The organism is Microbacterium sp. Leaf436, assembly GCF_001424715.1.
GTDB lineage: Bacteria > Actinomycetota > Actinomycetes > Actinomycetales > Microbacteriaceae > Microbacterium.
Genome location: NZ_LMRB01000002.1, coordinates 120,192 through 139,431 on the forward strand (window position 1 = coordinate 120,192; position 19,240 = coordinate 139,431).

The 19,240-nt window shown below is 71.6% G+C and carries 11 protein-coding genes; all 11 read left to right on the forward strand.

Annotated elements, in window-relative coordinates:
- Positions 1–81: 81 nt before the first annotated feature.
- The 11 genes from ASG45_RS04835 to fusA all read left to right on the forward strand — a co-directional run bounded on the left by ASG45_RS04835 (position 82) and on the right by fusA (position 19,210).
- Positions 82–744, forward strand: a complete 663-nt coding sequence (locus ASG45_RS04835) for a hypothetical protein (protein WP_055833574.1) — start codon at positions 82–84, stop codon at positions 742–744.
- 165 nt (positions 745–909) lie between these two features.
- The gene (locus ASG45_RS04840) at positions 910–2,043 is read left to right on the forward strand and encodes a serine/threonine-protein kinase (protein WP_055833577.1); all 1,134 of its coding nucleotides are present in this window, start codon (positions 910–912) and stop codon (positions 2,041–2,043) included.
- Entirely contained in the window at positions 2,043–8,006 is a 5,964-nt protein-coding gene (locus ASG45_RS04845) for an Ig-like domain-containing protein (protein WP_055833580.1), read from the forward strand. Before ASG45_RS04840 ends, ASG45_RS04845 begins: the two co-directional genes overlap by 1 nt.
- Positions 8,007–8,075: 69 nt before the next feature.
- Positions 8,076–9,041, forward strand: a complete 966-nt coding sequence (locus ASG45_RS04850; protein ID WP_055833583.1) for an AAA family ATPase — start codon at positions 8,076–8,078, stop codon at positions 9,039–9,041.
- Positions 9,042–9,084: 43 nt separating this feature from the next.
- Positions 9,085–10,461 carry a DUF58 domain-containing protein gene (locus ASG45_RS04855; protein ID WP_055833586.1) on the forward strand — a complete coding sequence of 459 codons (1,377 nt, stop codon included), beginning with the start codon at positions 9,085–9,087 and terminating at the stop codon, positions 10,459–10,461.
- Positions 10,458–12,968: a transglutaminase domain-containing protein gene (locus ASG45_RS04860; RefSeq protein ID WP_082516457.1), complete on the forward strand. Its 2,511-nt coding sequence runs from the start codon at positions 10,458–10,460 to the stop codon at positions 12,966–12,968. The genes ASG45_RS04855 and ASG45_RS04860 overlap by 4 nt, the downstream gene beginning before the upstream one ends.
- Positions 12,965–14,710 (forward strand): DUF5684 domain-containing protein, encoded by a 1,746-nt coding sequence (locus ASG45_RS04865; protein ID WP_055833587.1) that lies wholly within the window; start codon positions 12,965–12,967, stop codon positions 14,708–14,710. Before ASG45_RS04860 ends, ASG45_RS04865 begins: the two co-directional genes overlap by 4 nt.
- Positions 14,707–15,804 carry a hypothetical protein gene (locus tag ASG45_RS04870; protein ID WP_055833591.1) on the forward strand — a complete coding sequence of 366 codons (1,098 nt, stop codon included), beginning with the start codon at positions 14,707–14,709 and terminating at the stop codon, positions 15,802–15,804. The genes ASG45_RS04865 and ASG45_RS04870 overlap by 4 nt, the downstream gene beginning before the upstream one ends.
- 354 nt (positions 15,805–16,158) lie before the next feature.
- On the forward strand, positions 16,159–16,527 hold the full coding sequence (gene rpsL, locus ASG45_RS04875) for a 30S ribosomal protein S12 (RefSeq protein ID WP_017201609.1): 369 nt from the start codon (positions 16,159–16,161) through the stop codon (positions 16,525–16,527).
- A 5-nt stretch (positions 16,528–16,532) separates the two neighbouring features.
- Positions 16,533–17,003, forward strand: a complete 471-nt coding sequence (gene rpsG / locus ASG45_RS04880; RefSeq protein WP_055833595.1) for a 30S ribosomal protein S7 — start codon at positions 16,533–16,535, stop codon at positions 17,001–17,003.
- A gap of 92 nt (positions 17,004–17,095) precedes the next feature.
- Positions 17,096–19,210: an elongation factor G gene (gene fusA, locus ASG45_RS04885; RefSeq protein WP_055833598.1), complete on the forward strand. Its 2,115-nt coding sequence runs from the start codon at positions 17,096–17,098 to the stop codon at positions 19,208–19,210.
- Positions 19,211–19,240 lie beyond the last annotated feature (30 nt).

Genomic DNA, 19,240 nt, shown 5'->3' on the forward strand with positions numbered 1-19,240 from the left:
CTGTCGTGCCGCCCGGGGATGCCGACGCGCCCGGTCGCGGCATCCTGACTTCTCCGGGCGTGTCGCACTAGCGTAGGGGCCGTGGAGCGGTCGCTCGAAAGCCAGGTCGGTCAGGCGGTGGATGCCTGGCTGCGTTGGCTGCCCCGGTGGGAGCCCGCCCATCACCGCGGCCGGGTCGCCCCGTGCCGTCGCTGTTTCGGTTCGCCCGTGCTCTCGGCGGCCGGACTCGGGTCCGACGTGCCCCACGGGGTGCAGCACGGCCTGTCGACACGGGTGAAGGCCATCGTCGATCACGCGGTCGCCGACTACACCGCCCGAAACCTCCCCATGCTGCAGAACGAGCTCGATCAGCAGGCCGATCGCAACCGGCGGCGGTCGTATCGGCCGGCTGAGGGGCTCGAGCCGGAGTTCGAGGGGATGCCGCTCGACCCCGACCCCGAGCCGGGTTCGCCGTTCCTGTTCACGCTGACGGGCCTGGCCGCCGAAGAGGAGGCATCGCTTCCGGTCCTGCCCCCGCTGTCGGATGCCGCGAAGGCGGCGCTGCGGCAAGAGGTGGGCCTCGCCGACGACTACGCCAATATGATCGGTCGCGAGGTGTGCACGGTGCTGCTGCACCATCGGCTGCGCATCCAGGCGGCGGTCGCCGAGTACGTGGAACCGCAGATCGCCGCGATGCTCGACGACCTGACGCGTTCGCTCGACGCCCCGTTCGATCCGCGCGAACCGGGCCCCTCGGCATCCTGAATCTCACGGCCCGGGAAACGCTCCCCGAGGCGGTCGCGGCGCTCGCGGCGTGCTGTGGGGGAGGGGTGGTGGGGACGAGCTGCGGGGCACACAAAGGCGCTTTTGTTAGCATGCTCCAGTTGTCCGCCCGCTGAGTCGCGGGCGCGTCGTCCGGGAGGGGGCTCGATGCCGCAGCGGCTTCCGTCGTCGCCGCCCATCCTGCCCGGGCTGGCCTACATCCGCCCGCTCGGCTCGGGCGGCTTCGCCGACGTCTTCCTCTACGGGCAGGACATGCCCCGCCGCGACGTCGCGGTCAAGGTCCTGCCCAGCGATGCGCGCGACGCCGACCTGCTGCGCATGTTCAACGCCGAAGCCGACGTGCTCGCGCACCTGTCGGCGCACCCGTCGATCGTGACCGTCTACCAGGCGGGCATCTCCGCCGACGGGCGGCCCTACATCGTCATGGAGTTCTGCCCGGGGTCGCTGGCGCAGCGCTACCGCGTCGAGCGCATGCCCGTGGCCGAGGTGCTCTCGATCGGGGTGCGCATGGCGGGAGCCCTCGAGTCGGCCCACCACGCCGGGCTCATCCACCGCGACGTCAAGCCCAGCAACATCCTCGTCACCACCTTCGGTGCCCCGGTGCTCGCCGACTTCGGCATCTCGTCGTCGCTCGCGCCGCACGGTGCCGACGAGATGCTGGCGATGTCGGTGCCGTGGAGCGCTCCCGAGGTGGTCGCGGAGCAGACCGCCGGAACCGTCGCGAGCGAGGTGTGGAGCCTCGGGGCCACCGTGTACTCGCTGCTGGCGGGGCACAGCCCCTTCGAGCGCCGCGAGCGCGGGCAGAACTCGCGCGAGCAGCTGCGCCGCCGCATCGCCCGGGCGACGTACACCGACATCTCGCGCACCGACGTGCCCCCCTCGCTGCAGGCGGTGCTGGCGACGGCGATGTCGCGCAACCCCGGTGATCGCCAACCCAGCGCCCGCGCGTTCGGCGAGGCCCTGCAGCGGGTGCAGTCCGAGCTCGGATCACCGGCGACCCCGCTCGAGGTGCCGGCGGCCGAGTGGACGCCCGGTGCGCGCACGGTCGACTTCGCCGACGCCACCCAGCGCGGGCCGGTGCGCTCCCGCCTCGAGCGCGAGGGATCCCGCAAGGTCCGCGGCGCGTCGGGCATGGCGGGCCTCGCGCGCGACGAGGACACCGACATCGCCTCTCCCTCCTCGCCGACGTACCGGGTGCTGCCCTGGGTGCTGGCCGGCGCCACGCTCGTGACCGCGGGCGCCGTCGCCGTGGCCGCGCTCTACGCCACGGGGGTGCTGTGATGAAGCGCCGGACCCTCGTCGGTCTGGGCTCGAGCCTCGCGGCCGTCGCCCTCGTGGTGACCGCCAGCATCGTCTGGCCCGGTCTCGACGCCCAGCAGACGCCCGAGGTCGACACGTCGGTGTGGGCGCTGCAGACGGGCGAGGGGCAGCGGTACGCCCGCGTGAACACGACGGTGGGCGAGCTCGACACCGTCCGCACCGCGGGCAACCCCAGCCAGGTGGCCCAGAGCGGCGACGGGGCGTACCTCTTCACCGACAGCTTCAGCAAGCTCACCCGCATCGATGAGGCCCAGCCGATCGATCTGCAGCGGGAGCAGCTCGAGTCCGCGCCCGACACCCCGGCCGGCACGACGTCGGTGGTGACGGCGGGCGACTACGCCGTGTACCGCACCGACACCGGCACGCTGTTCGCGGGTCGGCTGAGTCGGGCCGGTCAGAGCACGACCGAACTCGATCCCTTCGGAACGGCCGGCGACGAGGGCGCCCAGTCCTACACCGCGGATGCCATCGCGCTCGACGCGAGGGGAATGCTCTTCGCGTACTCCTCAGCGGACGCCTCGGTCATCCGATACGACCTCGAGGCCGACGAGGTCCGAGCCCGCGACGCGCTCGACGTCGACGTGGCGGCCCCCGTGCTGTCGGCGGCGGGAGACGCCTGGGTGCTCGTCGACCCCGACGCCGGACGCGTCTGGGTCCGAGGGGCGGACCCCGTCGACATCGACACGGGCGAGCAGACGGTCGTCGGTGAGGCCGACGCCGATGCGCGGTCGGTGTACATCGCCGACGAACAGTCGCTGTGGAGCGTTCCCGCCGACGGATCGGAACCCCGTCGCGAGGTGGGCGGTGGCGGCGCCGTGCTCGGTCAGCCCGCGCGACCGCTCACCCACCAGGGCGTCGCGTACGCGGCATGGCTGCTGCCCGGAGACGCGCGCGGCACGCTGTGGCGCTCCGACCAGGGCGAGACCGACCTCGACTACGGCGGGGCGACCATGCCCGACCAACGGCGACCGGTCTTCGTCGCGACCGACCACGCCGTGATCCTCAACGAGACGCGATCGGGGTGGGTGTGGACGGTGCCCGACGGCGCCCTCGTGGCCTCCAGCCAGAACTGGTCGCTCGACGACCGCACCGAGCAGGCGGCCGTCCAGAGCGAGGAACAGCTCAGCGTCGTGCTCGACCCGAAGCCGCCCGTCGCCGAACCCGACTCCTTCGGCGTGCGCGCCGGGCGCCTCGTCACGCTTCCGGTGCTGCTGAACGACCACGACCCGAACGAAGACGTGCTGAGCATCGTGGCCGAGAGCGTCACCGGTCTCGACCCCGGCTTCGGCTCCCTCACCGTCACCGACGCCGGGCAGCGCCTGGCCGTGCGGGTGACGCCCGGCGCGACCGGGACGGCGACGTTCTCGTACGCCGTGACCGACGGCACCACCGCCGACGGGCTCACCTCGCCCCCCACCACCGTGACCCTCACCGTCTCGCCCGCCGACACGAACTCCGCCCCCGTCTGGTGCGGCGTCGAGACGTGTCTGCAGCAGTGGCCGACCCCCGAGGTCGCGCGCGGGGGCACCATCACCGTCCCGGTGCTGCCCGGGTGGGTCGACCCCGACGGAGACCCGCTGCTGCTGCTGTCGGTCGACAACCCGGGCGGCGTCGGCACGGTCGCCGCGACCCCCGCCGGCGACGTCGTCTACCAGCACGCCGACGACGGCTCCGGCGGCGAGCAGAACGTCCAGCTCGACGTCACCGTGGCCGATACCGCGGGAGCGACCACGACGAAGCCGCTCGTCATCCGGGTGGCGCCCGACCCCACCCTGGCCGTGCAGTCGTTCACCCGGCTCGACACCGCCGGCTCGTCGCTGACCGTCGACGTCGGGCCCCACGTGACGGGAACGGCCGGTGACGTCACCCTGACCTCGGTGCGCGTGCTCGACGAGGCCACCGCCAACGCCACCGTCGTGGGCGGCAGCACCACGTTCGATTTCTCGGCGTCGCAGCCGGGGGTGTACCGCGTCGACTTCACCGTCAACGGCGGAGGACGCGACGCCAACGGCACCGCGCGCATCACGCTGCTCCCGGGCGACGCCCCCGCGCAGCTGTCGACCTCGCCGGTCGTGGCGTTCGTGCGACCGCAAGAAGACGCCACGCTCGACGTGTTCTCGGCCGTGTCCAACCCCACCGGCCGAGTCCTGCTGCTCAGCGACGTGCAGCCGGCCGCCGAAGACGGCGCGTCGTTGACGGTGGACACCGTCGGGCAGAACGATCTGCGCGTCTCGGGCAGCACGGCCGACGGCAGCGCGGGTCTGCTCGGAACGGTGGGGTACACCGTCAGCGACGGCACCGACGACGAGGGATCCCGGGTGACCGGCGAGGCCACCGTGTACCTCCTTCCGCCCGCCCCCGAGATCGCGCCCATCGCGGTCGACGACACCGTGACGGTGCGCGCGGGCGCGCAGATCGACATCCCCGTGCTCGACAACGACATCTCGCCCGCCGGGGGACGACCCACCCTCGACCCGTCGAGCGTGCAGGCTCAGCCGGCCAGCGACGCGCTGGCCTTCGCGTCGGCCGGGGTGCTGCGCTACCTCGCTCCCACCGCGCCGGGGTCGTACGAGGTGACCTACCGCGTCTTCACGACCGGCACCCCGGCGCTCTGGGACGAAGCGACGGTGCGCATCACGGTGCTCGGCGGCGAGGCCAACCGCGCCCCGCTGCCCGACACGCTCGAGGGCCGCGTCCTCAGCGGCGGGACGACCACGGTGGAGTTCCACGGCTTCGGCGTCGACCCCGACGGCGACGCCGTCACCCTCGATCGCATCGTGAGCCAGCCCGACCGGGGTACGGCATCCGTGACGCCGGATGGTTCGTCGATCGTCTACTCGTCGGTGCCGGGCGACCGGGGGCAGATCACGTTCCGCTACCGGGTCTCCGACACCGCCGGCGCGACCGGTGAGGGCACGGTGCGCATAGGCGTTCTCGACGCCGAGGCCAACCCGAGTCCCATCACCTTCACCGACTACGTGCAGGTGCAGGCGGGGGCCGACAGCGAGATCCGCGTCAGTCCCCTGGCCAACGACATCGACCCCACGCAGGGCCGCCTCACGCTCACCGGGGTGCGCCCCGATCTGCCGCAGACCCTGGTCGACGGCAGCGACAACCCGGAGTACGCGCGCCTGAACGGTTTCGTGCGGACCCTGACCGACACGGGCGTGGTCCTGCGCGCTGGTGAGTCGCCCGGCACGATGTCGTTCCTCTACGACGTCGAGTCGGACTCGGGCAACACCGGGCGCGGGCTCATCGTGGTGAAGGTCGTGCGCGAGAGCGTGCCCGACTACCCGGTCGTCGCCGACACCGTGCTGACCGTCGAGAACCGCGACGACTTCACCTCGGGCGTCGACGTGCTCGCGGGCAAGGCGACCTGGTCGGCGGGCGACGTCGGGTCGCTCGACGTGGCGCTGTGGGGACAGCCCGCCGATCTCCGTGTCGACGGGCGGCAGATCTCGGGCGAGCTGCCCGCCACCCGCCGCGTCATCCCGTTCGCCGTCTCGGGCCGCTCGGGTGACACCGACGTCACCACGTACGCGTTCCTGCGCGTGCCGGGCGACGACGATCTGAGCCTGTCGCTGCGCCCGGGCATGGCCCAGCGCGTCGACGAGCTCGCCTCGGTCGAGTTCGACATGGCCTCGCTGGTGGCCCTCCCTCGACGCGCGACCCTCGAAGTCGGCCCCGACGTCACGACCACCGGGGCCCGCGCCGAGGGCCGCTGCAGCGTGACCGGATCCGTGGTGCGCTACGACGCGGGTACCGGTTCCCCCTGGACCGATGCGTGCCAGGTGCCCGTGCGGGTCGCCGGCACGCAGGACTGGACCGTGCTCTCGGTGCCGATCGGTGTGATCGCCCGCGATCCCCAGCCCGAGTTGCGGCCGGGCGCGCTCAGCGTCGGACCGGGCGAGACGGCGACCTTCGACCTGCGTAACATGACGTCGTGGCAGCTGGGACGTGAGGACTGGGGCGCGATCCGCTACGCGCTGGAGTATTCGGGCTCGGCCTTCCAGGTCGCGCTCGACGGGTCGACGGTCACCGTGACCGGCACCGACCGCGCCGTGCCGGGTACCGACAACGCCGCCATCATCTCGGTCACCAGCCACAACGCCGTCGCCCCGGCCCGACTTGTGCTGCGCGTGGGCGCGGCCCCCTCGACCCTGCCGCAGGGTGGCACGACGTCGTCACAGTGCTCGCAGGCCTCGGGGTCGAGCTGCAGCATCGGTGTCATCGGCATCACGGGTGAGGTCAACCCGCTGCCGCGCACGCCGCTCGAGGTCGTGGGCGTGCGCCCGACGGCCTCGTGCACCGGGGTGACCTTCTCGGTGGCGTCGTCGTCCAGCATCGTCGCGTCGTGGTCGGCCGACGCTCCCGGTGCGACCTGCAGCGCCAGCGTCACCCTGCGCGACGCCCAGGGGCGCACCACCGCCGCCACCCGCGACGCGCGGGTCGTGCTCGATCTGCTGGGCTACCCTCGCGGCCCCGCGAGCGTGCGGCAGACCGCGTACTCCGACGGCTCGGTGACCCTGCGCATCGACCCGGGCGAGGCCCGCCGCGCCTACCCGTCACTGGCCGGCTACACGGTGCGGTGGCGCGGCGAGGTCGTCGCGCAGTGCGGCCCCGACGGCGCCTGCCCGACGATCGCCGCCCCCAACGGGGAGCAGCGCGAGTACGTCGTCAACGCCGTGAACAGCGTGGGGGAGTCCACTGCCTCGGTGCGCACGACCGCCTGGGCCTACGACACCCCCAACCGCCCGGCGGGGGCGAGCTTCGAGCCCGTGCAGACCGGGGGCGACGGCAAGGTCGCCGACCTGACCATCACCGGCATCGAATCGGCCGAGACCGGCACGCTCGAGGTCAAGAGCGCCTCGGGTGAGACGAAGAAGGTCGACGTCGGCCGCAATCAAGACAGCGTCACGCTGCGGGGCTTCACCGTCGGCAGCAACACCGGTACCGAGGTGTCGGTCACGCCCATCTCGCGCTTCACGGTGCCCCCCGGGCTCGGCGGATCGCAGACCGGGCAGGCGCTGGTGTTCACGGCCCACGGGGTGGGAAAGCCCACGCAGCTGGAGCTGAAACTCACGTCGACGCAGAACGGAGGCGGAAAGGTCACGATCAGCGCCGAGGGCTCCGCGTCGACCAACGGCGACGACTCGACCCTGCGCTACGGCTTCGCCCTCGACGGCGCCTGCCGGGTCGACGGCGAGAAGAAGCGCGCCGAGTTCCCCGGCAAGGACGACGGCAAGACGTACACGGTGCGGTTGTGCGTCGACTCGGTCTACGACGGGCGTGTGTACGGGTCGGAGACCATCGAGCAGACGGTCGACGCGAAGCAAGACCCCTCCGCGCCGCGCGGCTACACCTTCCGGGTCGGAGCGAGCCCCGACGTGGACGGCGACGAGGCGCGCTGGCGGATCAGCGGCATCCAGGAGGGTGACGATCCCCCGCGCAACAACGAGACCGTTTACGAGAACTGGGGTCCCGGAACCGAGGTGTTCGACCGTGACCCGAACATCGGCGTCTACTTCCAGCACGAGGTCTGGCCCACGCGGTCCGAGCGCGGCACCGTGAGCCCGGCCTCCGGGAGCGCGCCCTACCAGGTGCAGGCCCGCGCCTCCATCGACTCCTGCGTCGCCGGGAGCCAACTGAAAGCGGAGTGGGACACCAGCAACGGCATCGGCAACGGAACCCCGTCGTACGCCGGGGCGACCTACCGCGACAAGAACGACAAGAAGCTCGACCCCCAGGACGATCCCCGCACCGTTCCTCGCGGCGCCGTCAGCGTCACGGGCGTCACCGTCAAGATCGACTGGTCGTCGCGCGACTGGGGGCTCGAATCCGCGACTCTCGAAGTCAGCGGCAAGTGCGATCCCGGCAAGGCCGCCGAGCCCTCCCAGCCTCCCAAAGACACCCCGCCCGACTGACGCCCCGTCCACCGACGTCCGGCACCCGACACCCCGCCCCCCCCCCCGCCACAGGAAGACACCACCGACATGACGATCACCCAGGAGCAGGCCACCTGGTTCTCCCAGACCTTCTCGCAGATCGCCGACAACGTCGAGCGCGCCGTCCTCGGCAAGCGGCACGTGGTCGAACTGGTGCTCACGGCCATGCTGAGCGACGGACACGTGCTGCTCGAAGACGTCCCCGGCACGGGCAAGACCTCGCTCGCGCGCGCCGTCGCGCAGTCGGTGCAGGGCACGAACACCCGCATCCAGTTCACTCCCGACCTGCTCCCGGGCGACATCACCGGCATCACGGTCTACGACCAGAAGACGGGCTCGTTCGAGTTCCACACCGGCCCGATCTTCGCCAACATCGTCCTCGCCGACGAGATCAACCGCGCGAGCCCGAAGACGCAGTCGGCGCTGCTCGAGGTCATGGAAGAGGGCAGCGTCACCATCGACGGCGTCTCGCGCGAGGTCGGCGTGCCGTTCCTCGTGCTGGCGACGCAGAACCCCGTCGAGCAGGCCGGCACCTATCGCCTGCCCGAGGCGCAGCTCGACCGCTTCCTCCTGCGCACCTCGCTCGGCTACCCCGACCACGCCGCGACCATCCGCATCCTCGACGGCGGCGCCGTCGCCACGGCCGACCTCCGCCCGATCATCACGCCGCAGGCGCTCGTCGGCATGGCCGACCTCGCGGCATCCGTCTACGTCGACGCGCTCGTGCTCGACTACATCGTGCGACTCGTGGATGCCACCCGCACGGCCGACGAGGTGCGGCTCGGCGTCAGTATCCGCGGTGCGCTGGCCCTCACCCGCGCGACGCGCGCCCGTGCGGTGTCGCAGGGCCGCACGTACGCGACCCCCGACGACGTGAAGGCGCTCGCCGTGCCCGTGCTCTCGCACCGGCTGATCCTTCACCCCGAGGCGGAGTTCGACGGCGTGACGCAGGAGGCCGTCGTGGGTCAGGTGCTGCTCGACACCCTGCCGCCCACGCAGCGCGAAAGCGCGTGACGATGGCGGTGGCCGTGGCATCCGCACCCCCGGGGGTCGGGTCATGCCCGATGTGAACCTCACCGAGTCGCGTCTGACGCGCACGTCGGCCGGCACGATGGCGACCGGCTCGCGCACGTCGATCACCTCGACGTCGACCCGCCGGCAGCGCCGGATCGTGCGCGCGGTCGTGCAGGTCGCCGAGGCCTGGCGCGTGGCGACCGAGGCGGTGGCCGCGGCTGCGCGGTGGGCGGGCAGAACCGTGCGCCCGGCCGGTGCCGTGGTCGTGGTGGCCGCTTCGCTCGGGCTGGCGTTCGGACTGATCTTCGGCTGGGTCGAGTGGATGGTCGCGGGCAGCGCCGCCCTGCTGCTGCTGGTGATGGCCGTGCCGTTCCTGTTCGGCGCGCGCGCGTACGCCGTCGACCTGGCCCTCACCCACGAACGCGTGGTCGCGGGCCACGGGGTGACCGGCGAGATCGTCGTGCGCAACGAGAGTGCGCGCCCCACGCTCCCCGGTCGTCTCGACATCCCGGTCGGTCGCGGGCTCGTCGAGTTCGGGGTGCCGCTGCTCCGCCCGGGTCAGGACACCACCGAGCCGCTCGAGATTCCACCGCTTCCGCGCGGTGTCGTGCGGGTCGGCCCCGTCACGACCGTGCGCAGCGACCCGATCGGTCTGCTCCGGCGCGAGCACGCCTTCGACGACGTGCACGAGGTGTTCGTGCACCCCCGTACGGTGGGGCTCCCCTCCACCAGCGCCGGCCTCATGCGCGACCTCGAGGGCAACGCCACCCGCCGCCTGGTCGACGCCGACATGTCGTTCCACGCGATCCGCGAATACGTTCCGGGGGACTCCCGGCGTCAGGTGCACTGGAAGTCGACGGCGAAGACGGGCCGGCTGATGGTGCGCCAATACGAGGAGTCCCGTCGCTCGCGCATGGCGGTGGTGCTCGCCGCCGCGACCCAGGAGTACGCGGATGCCGACGAGTACGAGCTCGCGGTGTCGGCCGCCGCCTCGCTGGGTATCCGGGCGGTCCGCGACGCGCGCGACATCGACATCGTCACCGGGTCCGAGATCCCGCGCGTGGTGAAGGGGCGCCTGCGCGCGATCCGCCATGTGCCGGTGATCTCGCCGCGTGCTCTGCTCGACGGGTTCAGCGGACTCGACCGGCACGAGAACACGATGCCGGTCGAAGACGTCTGCCGCTTGGCATCCGAAGCCAACGAGCGCCTCTCGATCGCGTTCGTCGTCGTCGGGTCGGCCGTCCCGCTCGGGCGTCTGCGGCAGGCCGCGTTGGCGTTCCCGGTCGACACGGCGGTCGCCGCCGTCATCTGCGACGAACGCGCTCATCCGCGCATGCAGAGCATCGCGGGTCTGACGGTGCTGACCATCGGCACCCTCGACGATCTGTCCGGACTGCTCGCGCGGGGAGCAACGTCATGAGCGCGCGGCGCCGAGACACCTCGGCCCGTCGTCGACGCGAGGCGTCGATTCCGCGACGGGTCGCGGGGGCGTTGTTCACCGCCGCGTGCATCGTGCTGGCGGCGGTCGCGGCGTGGCCGATCTACGCGTCAGCGTCGTTCCTCGTGCTGGTCGTGGGGGCGTCGATCGTCGCGGCCACGGTGGTCGCCCTCGTCGCGTGGCGGCGCGGGGGCGGGTGGGCGCTCGCGGGCGGTCTGGCGGGGGCGTTCGTGCTCCTCGCGGTCCCGCTCGCCGTGCCGTCGCGCCTCACCTCGCCGCTCGACGCGCTGCGCGGCCTCGGAGAGGCCCTCGCCGGGCTCGTCGTCGCGTGGAAGGACCTGGTCACGGTCGACCTGCCGGTCGGCTCGTACCGCAACCTGCTCGTCCCCGCCCTCGTCGTCTTCCTGGTCGGCACGGGGGCGACCCTTGCGCTGGCGTGGCGCGGCGACCGTCGCGCGACCGGTGCCGTCGTGAGCGGTCTGGCCATGGTCGGCTTCGGTCTGTTCTTCGGCCGCACCGCGACCAGCGCGCCCCTCGTCGTCGGTCCGCTGACGTTGGCGTCACCGGTCGAGACGGCGGTCGGACTGTGCGCCCTGCTGGTGGCGGTGCTGTGGCTGGCCTGGCGCGCGCACGACGAGCGCCTCCGCGCGCTGCAGCGGGCGAGCGACGTGTCGGCGGCTCCCGTCGCGCCCGGCAGGTCGGCCACCGACCGTCGCCGCGCGGCTCTCGGGGTGGCGATGCTCGGGGTCGCGGTGGTGGCGACGACCGCGGTCGTGCCGTGGGTGGCGCGGGATGCCGACCGGCAGGTGCTGCGTTCCGCGGCCGGTCCCGACGCCCAGATCGCCGAGGCGGTGAGCCCGTTGGCCCAGTACCGCGCGATGTTCGCCGATGCGCGCGCCGACGACGTGCTGTTCCGCGTCAGCGGCGAGGGTTCCCTGCCCGAGCGCATCCGTGTCGCAACCCTCGACATGTACGACGGTGAGATCTTCCGCGCCTCCGGCGACACGGGCGGGGGGTTCCTGCGCCTGCCGTCGGTGCGCGACGCGGGGGAGGGGCGCCCCGTCGACGCCGACATCGAGATCGTCGACGGCGACGGGATCTGGATGCCGACCGCCGGGAGCCTCGCCTCGGTGACGTTCGAGGGGGATCGGCGCACCCTGCTCGCCGACCGGTTCTACTACAGCGCCGCCGCCGAAGCCGGCGTCCAGACCGCCGACGGAGGCCTGAGCCAGGGCGACCGCTACCGGCTGTCGGCCGTCGAACCGGAGGCCGTCGACCTCGCGAGCCTGACCCCGCCGGGAGTGGCCGACGGGGTGTCGGGCGGAGACAACCTGCGACGCTGGGTGCAGGAGCACGCCGCCGGCTCCGACGGGGCCGCCCTGCAGTCGCTGGTGCAGCTGTTGCGCGCTCGCGGATACCTGAGTCACAGTCTCGCGCCGCAGGGCTCGGCGACCCCGGCCTGGGCGGCCGAGCTTCCCGGGTACCAGGTGCAGCCGAGCGCCTCCGGGCACTCGCTGGCGCGCATCGACGCGATGTTCGAGCGACTGCTGGAGCGGGAAGAAGATCCACGGGCCGAGACCTCGGGCAACTTCGTCGCCGCCGTCGGCGACGACGAGCAGTTCGCCGTCGCGACCGCCCTCATCGCCCACGAGCTGGGATTCCCCGCTCGGATCGTCGTGGGCACGCGCCTCGTCTCCGCCGACGCCGAGCTGTCCACGTGCGCGGCCGGCGAGTGCCGCGCCCGTGATCTGAGCGCGTGGACCGAGGTGCAGGGCGTCGACGGGCGCTGGGCCGCCATCGACGTCACACCGCAGTGGGAGCAGTCGCCGAGTCTCGAGGTGACGCAGCAGCAGGACCCCGAGAACGTCACCGAGGTGCGTCCCGACACCGTCGAAGAAGTGGTGCCCCCGGCGCCCGTGCAGGAAGACAACGCGCTCGACGACGACGTCCCCACCGACGACGGCCTCGATCTCGCCTGGCTCTGGCCCGTGCTGCGGGTGGTGGGGATCACCGCGCTGGCGCTGCTGGTGCTCTTCGGCCCGTTCCTCGCCGTCGTCATCGCGAAGGCGCTGCGCCGGCGCGGGCGCCGCCGCGACCCCGACCCGCGTGCCGCCATCGCGGGCGGGTGGGACGAGTACGTCGACGCGGGCATCGACGCCGGCCGGACCGTTCCCCTCGCGCCGACCCGCAGCGAACTGGCCCGAGCCTTCGCCACCCCGTCCGCGACCCGTCTGGCCGAAGACGCCGATCGGGCGGTGTTCGCCCCCACCGCGGTGAGCGCCGACGAGGTCGCGGCCTTCTGGCGCATCGTCGACGCGGATCGCCGCGTGCTGCTGCGTCAGCGGGGTTTCTGGCGGCGCGTCCGCGCGGCCGTATCGTTGAGATCGTTCCTGCGGTTCCTCGCCCCACGCCGTCCGCGGCGGGGGTCGCCGCATCGCGACGAGAGGGGGAAGCGTCCCACCGCCCCGGCGGGACGCGACACGACATGACCGATTCCACCGGCTGGATCCTCGGTGCGGCTTCGCTCGCGCTCGCCGTCATCCTCTACCTCTGGCTCGCGCTCGCGCTCGCCGCGGTCTTCCGCAAGATCGGGGAGCCCACGTGGAAGGCCTGGATCCCCGTCCTGAACGTCGCGACGGTGCTGAAGCTGGGCGGCTTCTCGCCGTGGCTCGTGCTGCTCAACATCGTCCCGATCTTCGGCGGGATCGCTTTCATCGTCGTCTTCATCGTCGCGGTGCACCGGATCTCGGTCGGCTTCGGTGCCGGCGCGGGCATGACCGTCGTGGGTGCGCTGTTCCCCGTGATCTGGGCGAGCATCCTCGGCTTCGGCTCGGCGCGTTGGGAGGGCGACGACGCGGCCGCCCCCCGCTCGGCCGTCGACGAGGATTCCGCCCCGGCGCGCCGCGGTCGTGACTTCGACGGGCCGTACGTGCCGCTGATCGGCGGCTGGACGCCCGACCCCGCGGACTCCGCCCGTGATCAGGATGCCGAGGGCCCGGCCGAGTCCGTGCCCGCCGCTGTGCCGGGCACGGCGCCGGTCGCGGTGCCGTTCGCGGCCCCCTCCGGATCGCTCTCCGACGCCGCCCCGTCGCCGAGCGACTGGGCCCCGCCCGCCGACCTCCGCCCCGCGAACTTCGACGGTCCGCGCCGCGCGAGCGGGTTCCCGCCCGCCGCCGACGTCCCGTCGACCGCGACCTCAGCGGCCGACGCGCAGCCCGCGTCGCCCGCCGTCGAGCCCGCCCCCGTCGCCCCGACTCGCGTCGCCCCGACCCCGCCGGTACCGACGTCGGTCTTCGACGTGCTCGACGCCCTGCGCGACGAGGCTCCCGCCACCGGGGAGACCTCTCTTCCGCGCGAGCCCGCGGCCGCCCCCTCGGCACGCGGTGAGGTGCGACCGGACTCGCGCGAGACCGACGACGACGCCTCTCGCGTCCGCGACGACGGCTTCTCCCCGGTCAGCGACCGCCCGCTTGCCGGCGCACCGGCGCGCGGCGACGCGGCCCCGGCGTGGACCCCTCCCGCGACGTTCCCCGATGCCGCGTCGGCGGCCGGCGTCGACGAAGACTCCGACGGTTCCGAGGCAGCGCCGTGGGCGAACCCGCCGCGGCGCACGCCGCGACCGGATGCCGACGGCGCGACGCCCGCGTCGGGCTCTCCGCTCACGCGTCCGGCGCCCGAGCCCGTCCCCGCGCCGCGCGCAGCGGTCAGCGCCGTTCCCGACGACTTCCCCGAGCTGTCCGAGGCCGTGTCGGCGGTCTCGGAGGCCCCGGATGCCGGATCGCCGCGATCGGCGCGCACCTCGGTCTCGGCGTTGTACACCCAGCCGGAGGTGCCGTCCGATCAGGCCGACGACGACTTCGACGAGCTCGATCGCACCGTCGTCACGCGGCGCAAGCGCATCCCGTGGGCACTGATCCCGTCGGGTGGTACCCCCGTCGACCTCACCTCGTCCGTCGTCATCCTGGGGCGTCGCCCGGCCCTCGACCCGTCGCGCCCGGACGCGCAGCTCGTACCGATCTCGGATGACACCCGCACGGTGTCCAAGACGCACGCGCGCCTCGAGCTGCGCGGCGACACCTGGTTCGTGACGGATCTCGACTCGACCAACGGGGTGCTCTTCGCCACCCTCATGGGGACCGAGGTCGAGGCCCCTCCGGGGGAGGAGATCGAGGCCGGCGAACGCTTCTTCCTCGGCGACGCGGAGGTGCGTCTGTCGCGGAGGGACGTGTGAGCGGCCCCTACGACCGCCCCGACGATCCCGACGAGGTCACCCTCTGGTCCGGTCGGCTGCGGCCCTGGCCGGCGGCCCCGGTCCCCGAGGGAGACCTCGACGACGAGACCGTCCGCTCGGGAAAGACCGACCTCGACGACGACACCGTGGTGTCGGGTCGCCTCGCCCACGACGACACGGTGCGTTCGACGCGACCCGAGGTCGACGATGACACGCTCCGGTCGGCTCCCGCCCTCCCCGACGACGACACGGTCGTATCGCGAAGCGCGCGCATCGACCCGGGTGCGGCGGCTTCGGATGTCGACTCCTCGGATGCCGATGACCCGGCGGACGCCTTCACCACCACCGCTCCGCGCCGCCCGCTCGCGTCGATCCCCGACGTCGATGAGGTGACACGGCGTCGCGCGGCGCCGGTGCCCGATGTCGACGAGGTGACTCGTCGCCGTCCCGCGTCGGTCCCCGACGTCGATGAGGTGACGCGGCGTCGCCCGGCGCCCGCTCCCGATGTCGATGAGGTCACGCGCCGTCGCCCGGCCCCGGCCGCGACCCCCGCCCCGACCCCCGACGTCGACGAGGCGACCCGCCGCAGACACGTCGCGCCCGACCCCGACCTCGACGACACCACCGCGCCCGGCGTGCGAGCACGTTCTGCCATTCCCGACGGCGTGTCCCCCACGACGCCACCCGCTCCCGACCTCGACGACCAGACCGCCTCGGGCGCTCGTCGCCGCGCGGCGCGCGCGGCCGACGGCGCGGCAGGCGGCGCCGCGGCACCCGACCGCGAGGCACCCGATCGCGAGGCGCCCGCTCGCATCGCGCCCGACCGAGTCGCGCCCGACCGAGAGGTGCCCGGCACGGTCCGCGCCGCGCACATCCCGATCGCGGGGGAGCAGCAGGCCTACGCCCCGCGCACGGACGAACCGGTGCGGGTGGAACGCCGCCCATCGGCATCCGCGGTCCGTTCCGAGACCGACGTCCCCGCCAGCCGTCGCCGCACGGGTCGTCGCGGTGCGCTCCGTGCACTGGTCCTCGCGGGCGTGATCGTCGTGCTGCTGGGTGTCGCGGTCGCCGCCGCGGTGCTGCTGCTCGGCTGAGTGACCGGCACCCGGCACACTCCCAGCCCGAGGGGCCGCACACGTTTGCCCCGCTCCCGGGGAGCGCGTATCATTGGCCGGGTGTGCGTTCACGCGCGCCGTGCGTCATGCCTCCGGGCAGGTCGTTCGGATCAACGCTCGCACCATCTCAGGGATTGGCCTGCGAACAGGTCACCCCCACGGCATATCCACCACGACCGCGTCCGATCATTCTGGCGCGTGGCGGATTCCACGTGAGCCCGACACGTCACGAATCGCAAGATCCACGACGTTTCGGGGGAGACACGACGCTGTCACCGTGCAGCACCCTGCGCAGAACCGCAAGGAACCGCGCAGCACAATCAAGGAGAGAACGTGCCAACCATTCAGCAGTTGGTTCGCAAGGGCCGCTCGCCGAAGGTCACAAAGACCAAGGCTCCCGCGCTGAAGTCGAACCCCCAGCAGGCCGGCGTGTGCACCCGCGTGTACACGACGACCCCCAAGAAGCCGAACTCGGCCATGCGCAAGGTCGCCCGCGTGAAGCTGCGCAACGGCACCGAGGTCACCGCCTACATCCCCGGCGAGGGCCACAACCTGCAGGAGCACTCGCTCGTGCTCGTCCGCGGCGGTCGCGTCAAGGACCTCCCCGGTGTCCGTTACAAGATCGTCCGCGGTGCACTCGACACCCAGGCCGTCAAAAACCGTAAGCAGGCTCGCAGCCGCTACGGTGCGAAGAAGGGCTGAGTCAGATGCCTCGTAAAGGTCCCGTCACCAAGCGTCCGGTCGTCAACGACCCGGTCTACGGTGCTCCGATCGTCAGCCAGCTGGTCAACAAGATCCTCGTCGACGGTAAGAAGTCGATCGCAGAGTCGATCGTCTACACCGCCCTCAAGGGTGTCGAGGCGAAGAACAGCCAGGACGCCGTCGCCACGCTGAAGAAGGCGCTCGACAACGTCCGTCCCACCCTCGAGGTCAAGAGCCGCCGCGTCGGTGGCTCGACCTACCAGGTGCCCGTCGAAGTCAAGCCGCACCGCGCGAACACCCTCGCGCTGCGCTGGCTCGTGAGCTACGCGAAGGGTCGTCGTGAGAAGACGATGACCGAGCGTCTGCAGAACGAGATCCTCGACGCCTCGAACGGCCTCGGTGCCGCGGTCAAGCGCCGCGAAGACACCCACAAGATGGCCGAGTCGAACCGCGCCTTCGCGCACTACCGCTGGTAACAGCTCCTTCTTCGACGGGCTCGGGCGGCCGACCCGGCCCGCGAGCCCGTCGAAGAACCCACGACATCCGCCACCACACGTAAGGACACCCCGTGGCACAAGACGTGCTCACCGACCTCACCAAGGTCCGCAACATCGGCATCATGGCGCACATCGATGCCGGCAAGACGACGACGACCGAGCGCATCCTGTACTACACGGGAACCAACCACAAGATCGGCGAGACGCACGACGGCGCTTCGACGACCGACTGGATGGAGCAGGAGCAGGAGCGTGGCATCACGATCACCTCCGCTGCTGTGACGTGCTTCTGGGACAAGAACCAGATCAACATCATCGACACCCCCGGGCACGTCGACTTCACCGTCGAGGTGGAGCGTTCGCTCCGCGTGCTCGATGGCGCCGTCGCCGTCTTCGACGGCAAAGAGGGCGTCGAGCCCCAGTCGGAGACCGTGTGGCGTCAGGCCGACAAGTACAACGTCCCCCGCATCTGCTTCGTCAACAAGATGGACAAGCTCGGCGCGGACTTCTACTTCACCGTCGACACCATCATCAACAAGCTCAAGGCGAAGCCGCTGGTCATCCAGCTGCCCATCGGCGTCGAGAACGACTTCATCGGTGTCGTCGACCTCGTCGAGATGCGCGCACTCGTCTGGGCGGGCGACGCCAAGGGTGATGTCACCATGGGCGCCAAGTACGACATCCAGGAGATCCCGGCCGACATGGCCGACGTCGTCGCGAAGTACCGCGAAGAGCTCCTCGAGACCGTCGCCGAGACCGACGAAGAGCTCCTCGAGAAGCACTTCGGTGGCGAAGAGCTCACCGTCGCCGAGATCAAGGCCGCGATCCGCAAGCTGACGGTCAACTCCGAGATCTACCCGGTGCTCTGCGGCTCGGCGTTCAAGAACCGCGGTGTGCAGCCCATGCTGGACGCCGTCATCGACTACCTGCCGTCGCCCCTCGACGTGCCGGCCATCGAGGCGCACGACCCGAAGAACGAAGAGACGATCATCGAGCGGCACGCCGATCGTGAAGAGCCCTTCACCGCGCTGGCGTTCAAGATCGTCACGCACCCCTTCTTCGGTCGTCTGACCTACATCCGCGTGTACTCCGGTCACCTCGACTCGGGCGCGCAGATCGTCAACTCGACGAAGTCCAAGAAGGAGCGCATCGGGAAGATCTTCCAGATGTACGCCAACAAGGAGAACCCGGTTCCCTCGGTCACCGCCGGCCACATCTACGCGGTCATCGGCCTCAAGGACACCACGACCGGCGACACCCTCTGCGACGCGCAGAACCAGGTCGTCCTCGAGTCGATGACGTTCCCCGAGCCCGTCATCGAGGTCGCGATCGAGCCGAAGACCAAGGCCGACCAGGAGAAGCTGGGTCTCGCGATCCAGAAGCTCGCCGAAGAAGACCCCACGTTCCGTGTCGAGCAGAACAACGACACCGGCCAGACGGTCATCAAGGGCATGGGCGAGCTGCACCTCGACATCCTCGTGGACCGCATGAAGCGCGAGTTCAAGGTCGAGGCCAACGTCGGCAAGCCGCAGGTCGCGTACCGCGAGACGATCAAGAAGACCGTCGAGCGTCACGACTACACGCACAAGAAGCAGACCGGTGGTTCGGGTCAGTTCGCCAAGATCCAGTTCGCGCTCGAGCCCCTCGAGGTCACGGCCGAGAAGATCTACGAGTTCGAGAACAAGGTCAGCGGTGGTCGTATCCCCCGCGAGTACATCGGACCCACCGACCAGGGCTTCCAGGACGCCATGAACGTCGGCGTTCTCGCCGGCTACCCCATGGTGGGTGTCAAGGCGATCCTGCTCGATGGCGCGTCGCACGACGTCGACTCCTCGGAGATGGCGTTCAAGATCGCCGGCTCCATGGGCTTCAAGGAAGCGATCCGCAAGGCCAACCCCGTCATCCTCGAGCCGCTCATGTCGGTCGAGGTGCGTACTCCCGAGGAGTACATGGGCGACGTCATCGGTGACCTCAACTCGCGTCGCGGACAGATCCAGTCGATGGAAGATGCCCAGGGCGTCAAGGTCGTGCGGGCGCTCGTTCCGCTGTCCGAGATGTTCGGCTACATCGGCGACCTGCGCTCGAAGACCTCGGGCCGTGCCGTGTACTCGATGGAGTTCGACAGCTACGCCGAGGTTCCTCGCGCCGTTGCTGACGAGATCGTCCAGAAGAACAAGGGCGAGTAACACCTCCCTCGCGGATGCCGGGAGCCCCTG

Bases quoted from the DNA above. Each gene is read 5' to 3' on its own strand.
- ASG45_RS04840 (WP_055833577.1), top strand. From the start codon at position 910: ATGCCGCAGCGGCTTCCGTCGTCGCCGCCCATCCTGCCCGGGCTGGCC.
- ASG45_RS04845 (WP_055833580.1), top strand. From the start codon at position 2,043: ATGAAGCGCCGGACCCTCGTCGGTCTGGGCTCGAGCCTCGCGGCCGTC.
- ASG45_RS04850 (WP_055833583.1), top strand. From the start codon at position 8,076: ATGACGATCACCCAGGAGCAGGCCACCTGGTTCTCCCAGACCTTCTCG.
- ASG45_RS04855 (WP_055833586.1), top strand. From the start codon at position 9,085: ATGCCCGATGTGAACCTCACCGAGTCGCGTCTGACGCGCACGTCGGCC.
- ASG45_RS04860 (WP_082516457.1), top strand. From the start codon at position 10,458: ATGAGCGCGCGGCGCCGAGACACCTCGGCCCGTCGTCGACGCGAGGCG.
- ASG45_RS04865 (WP_055833587.1), top strand. From the start codon at position 12,965: ATGACCGATTCCACCGGCTGGATCCTCGGTGCGGCTTCGCTCGCGCTC.
- rpsG (WP_055833595.1), top strand. From the start codon at position 16,533: ATGCCTCGTAAAGGTCCCGTCACCAAGCGTCCGGTCGTCAACGACCCG.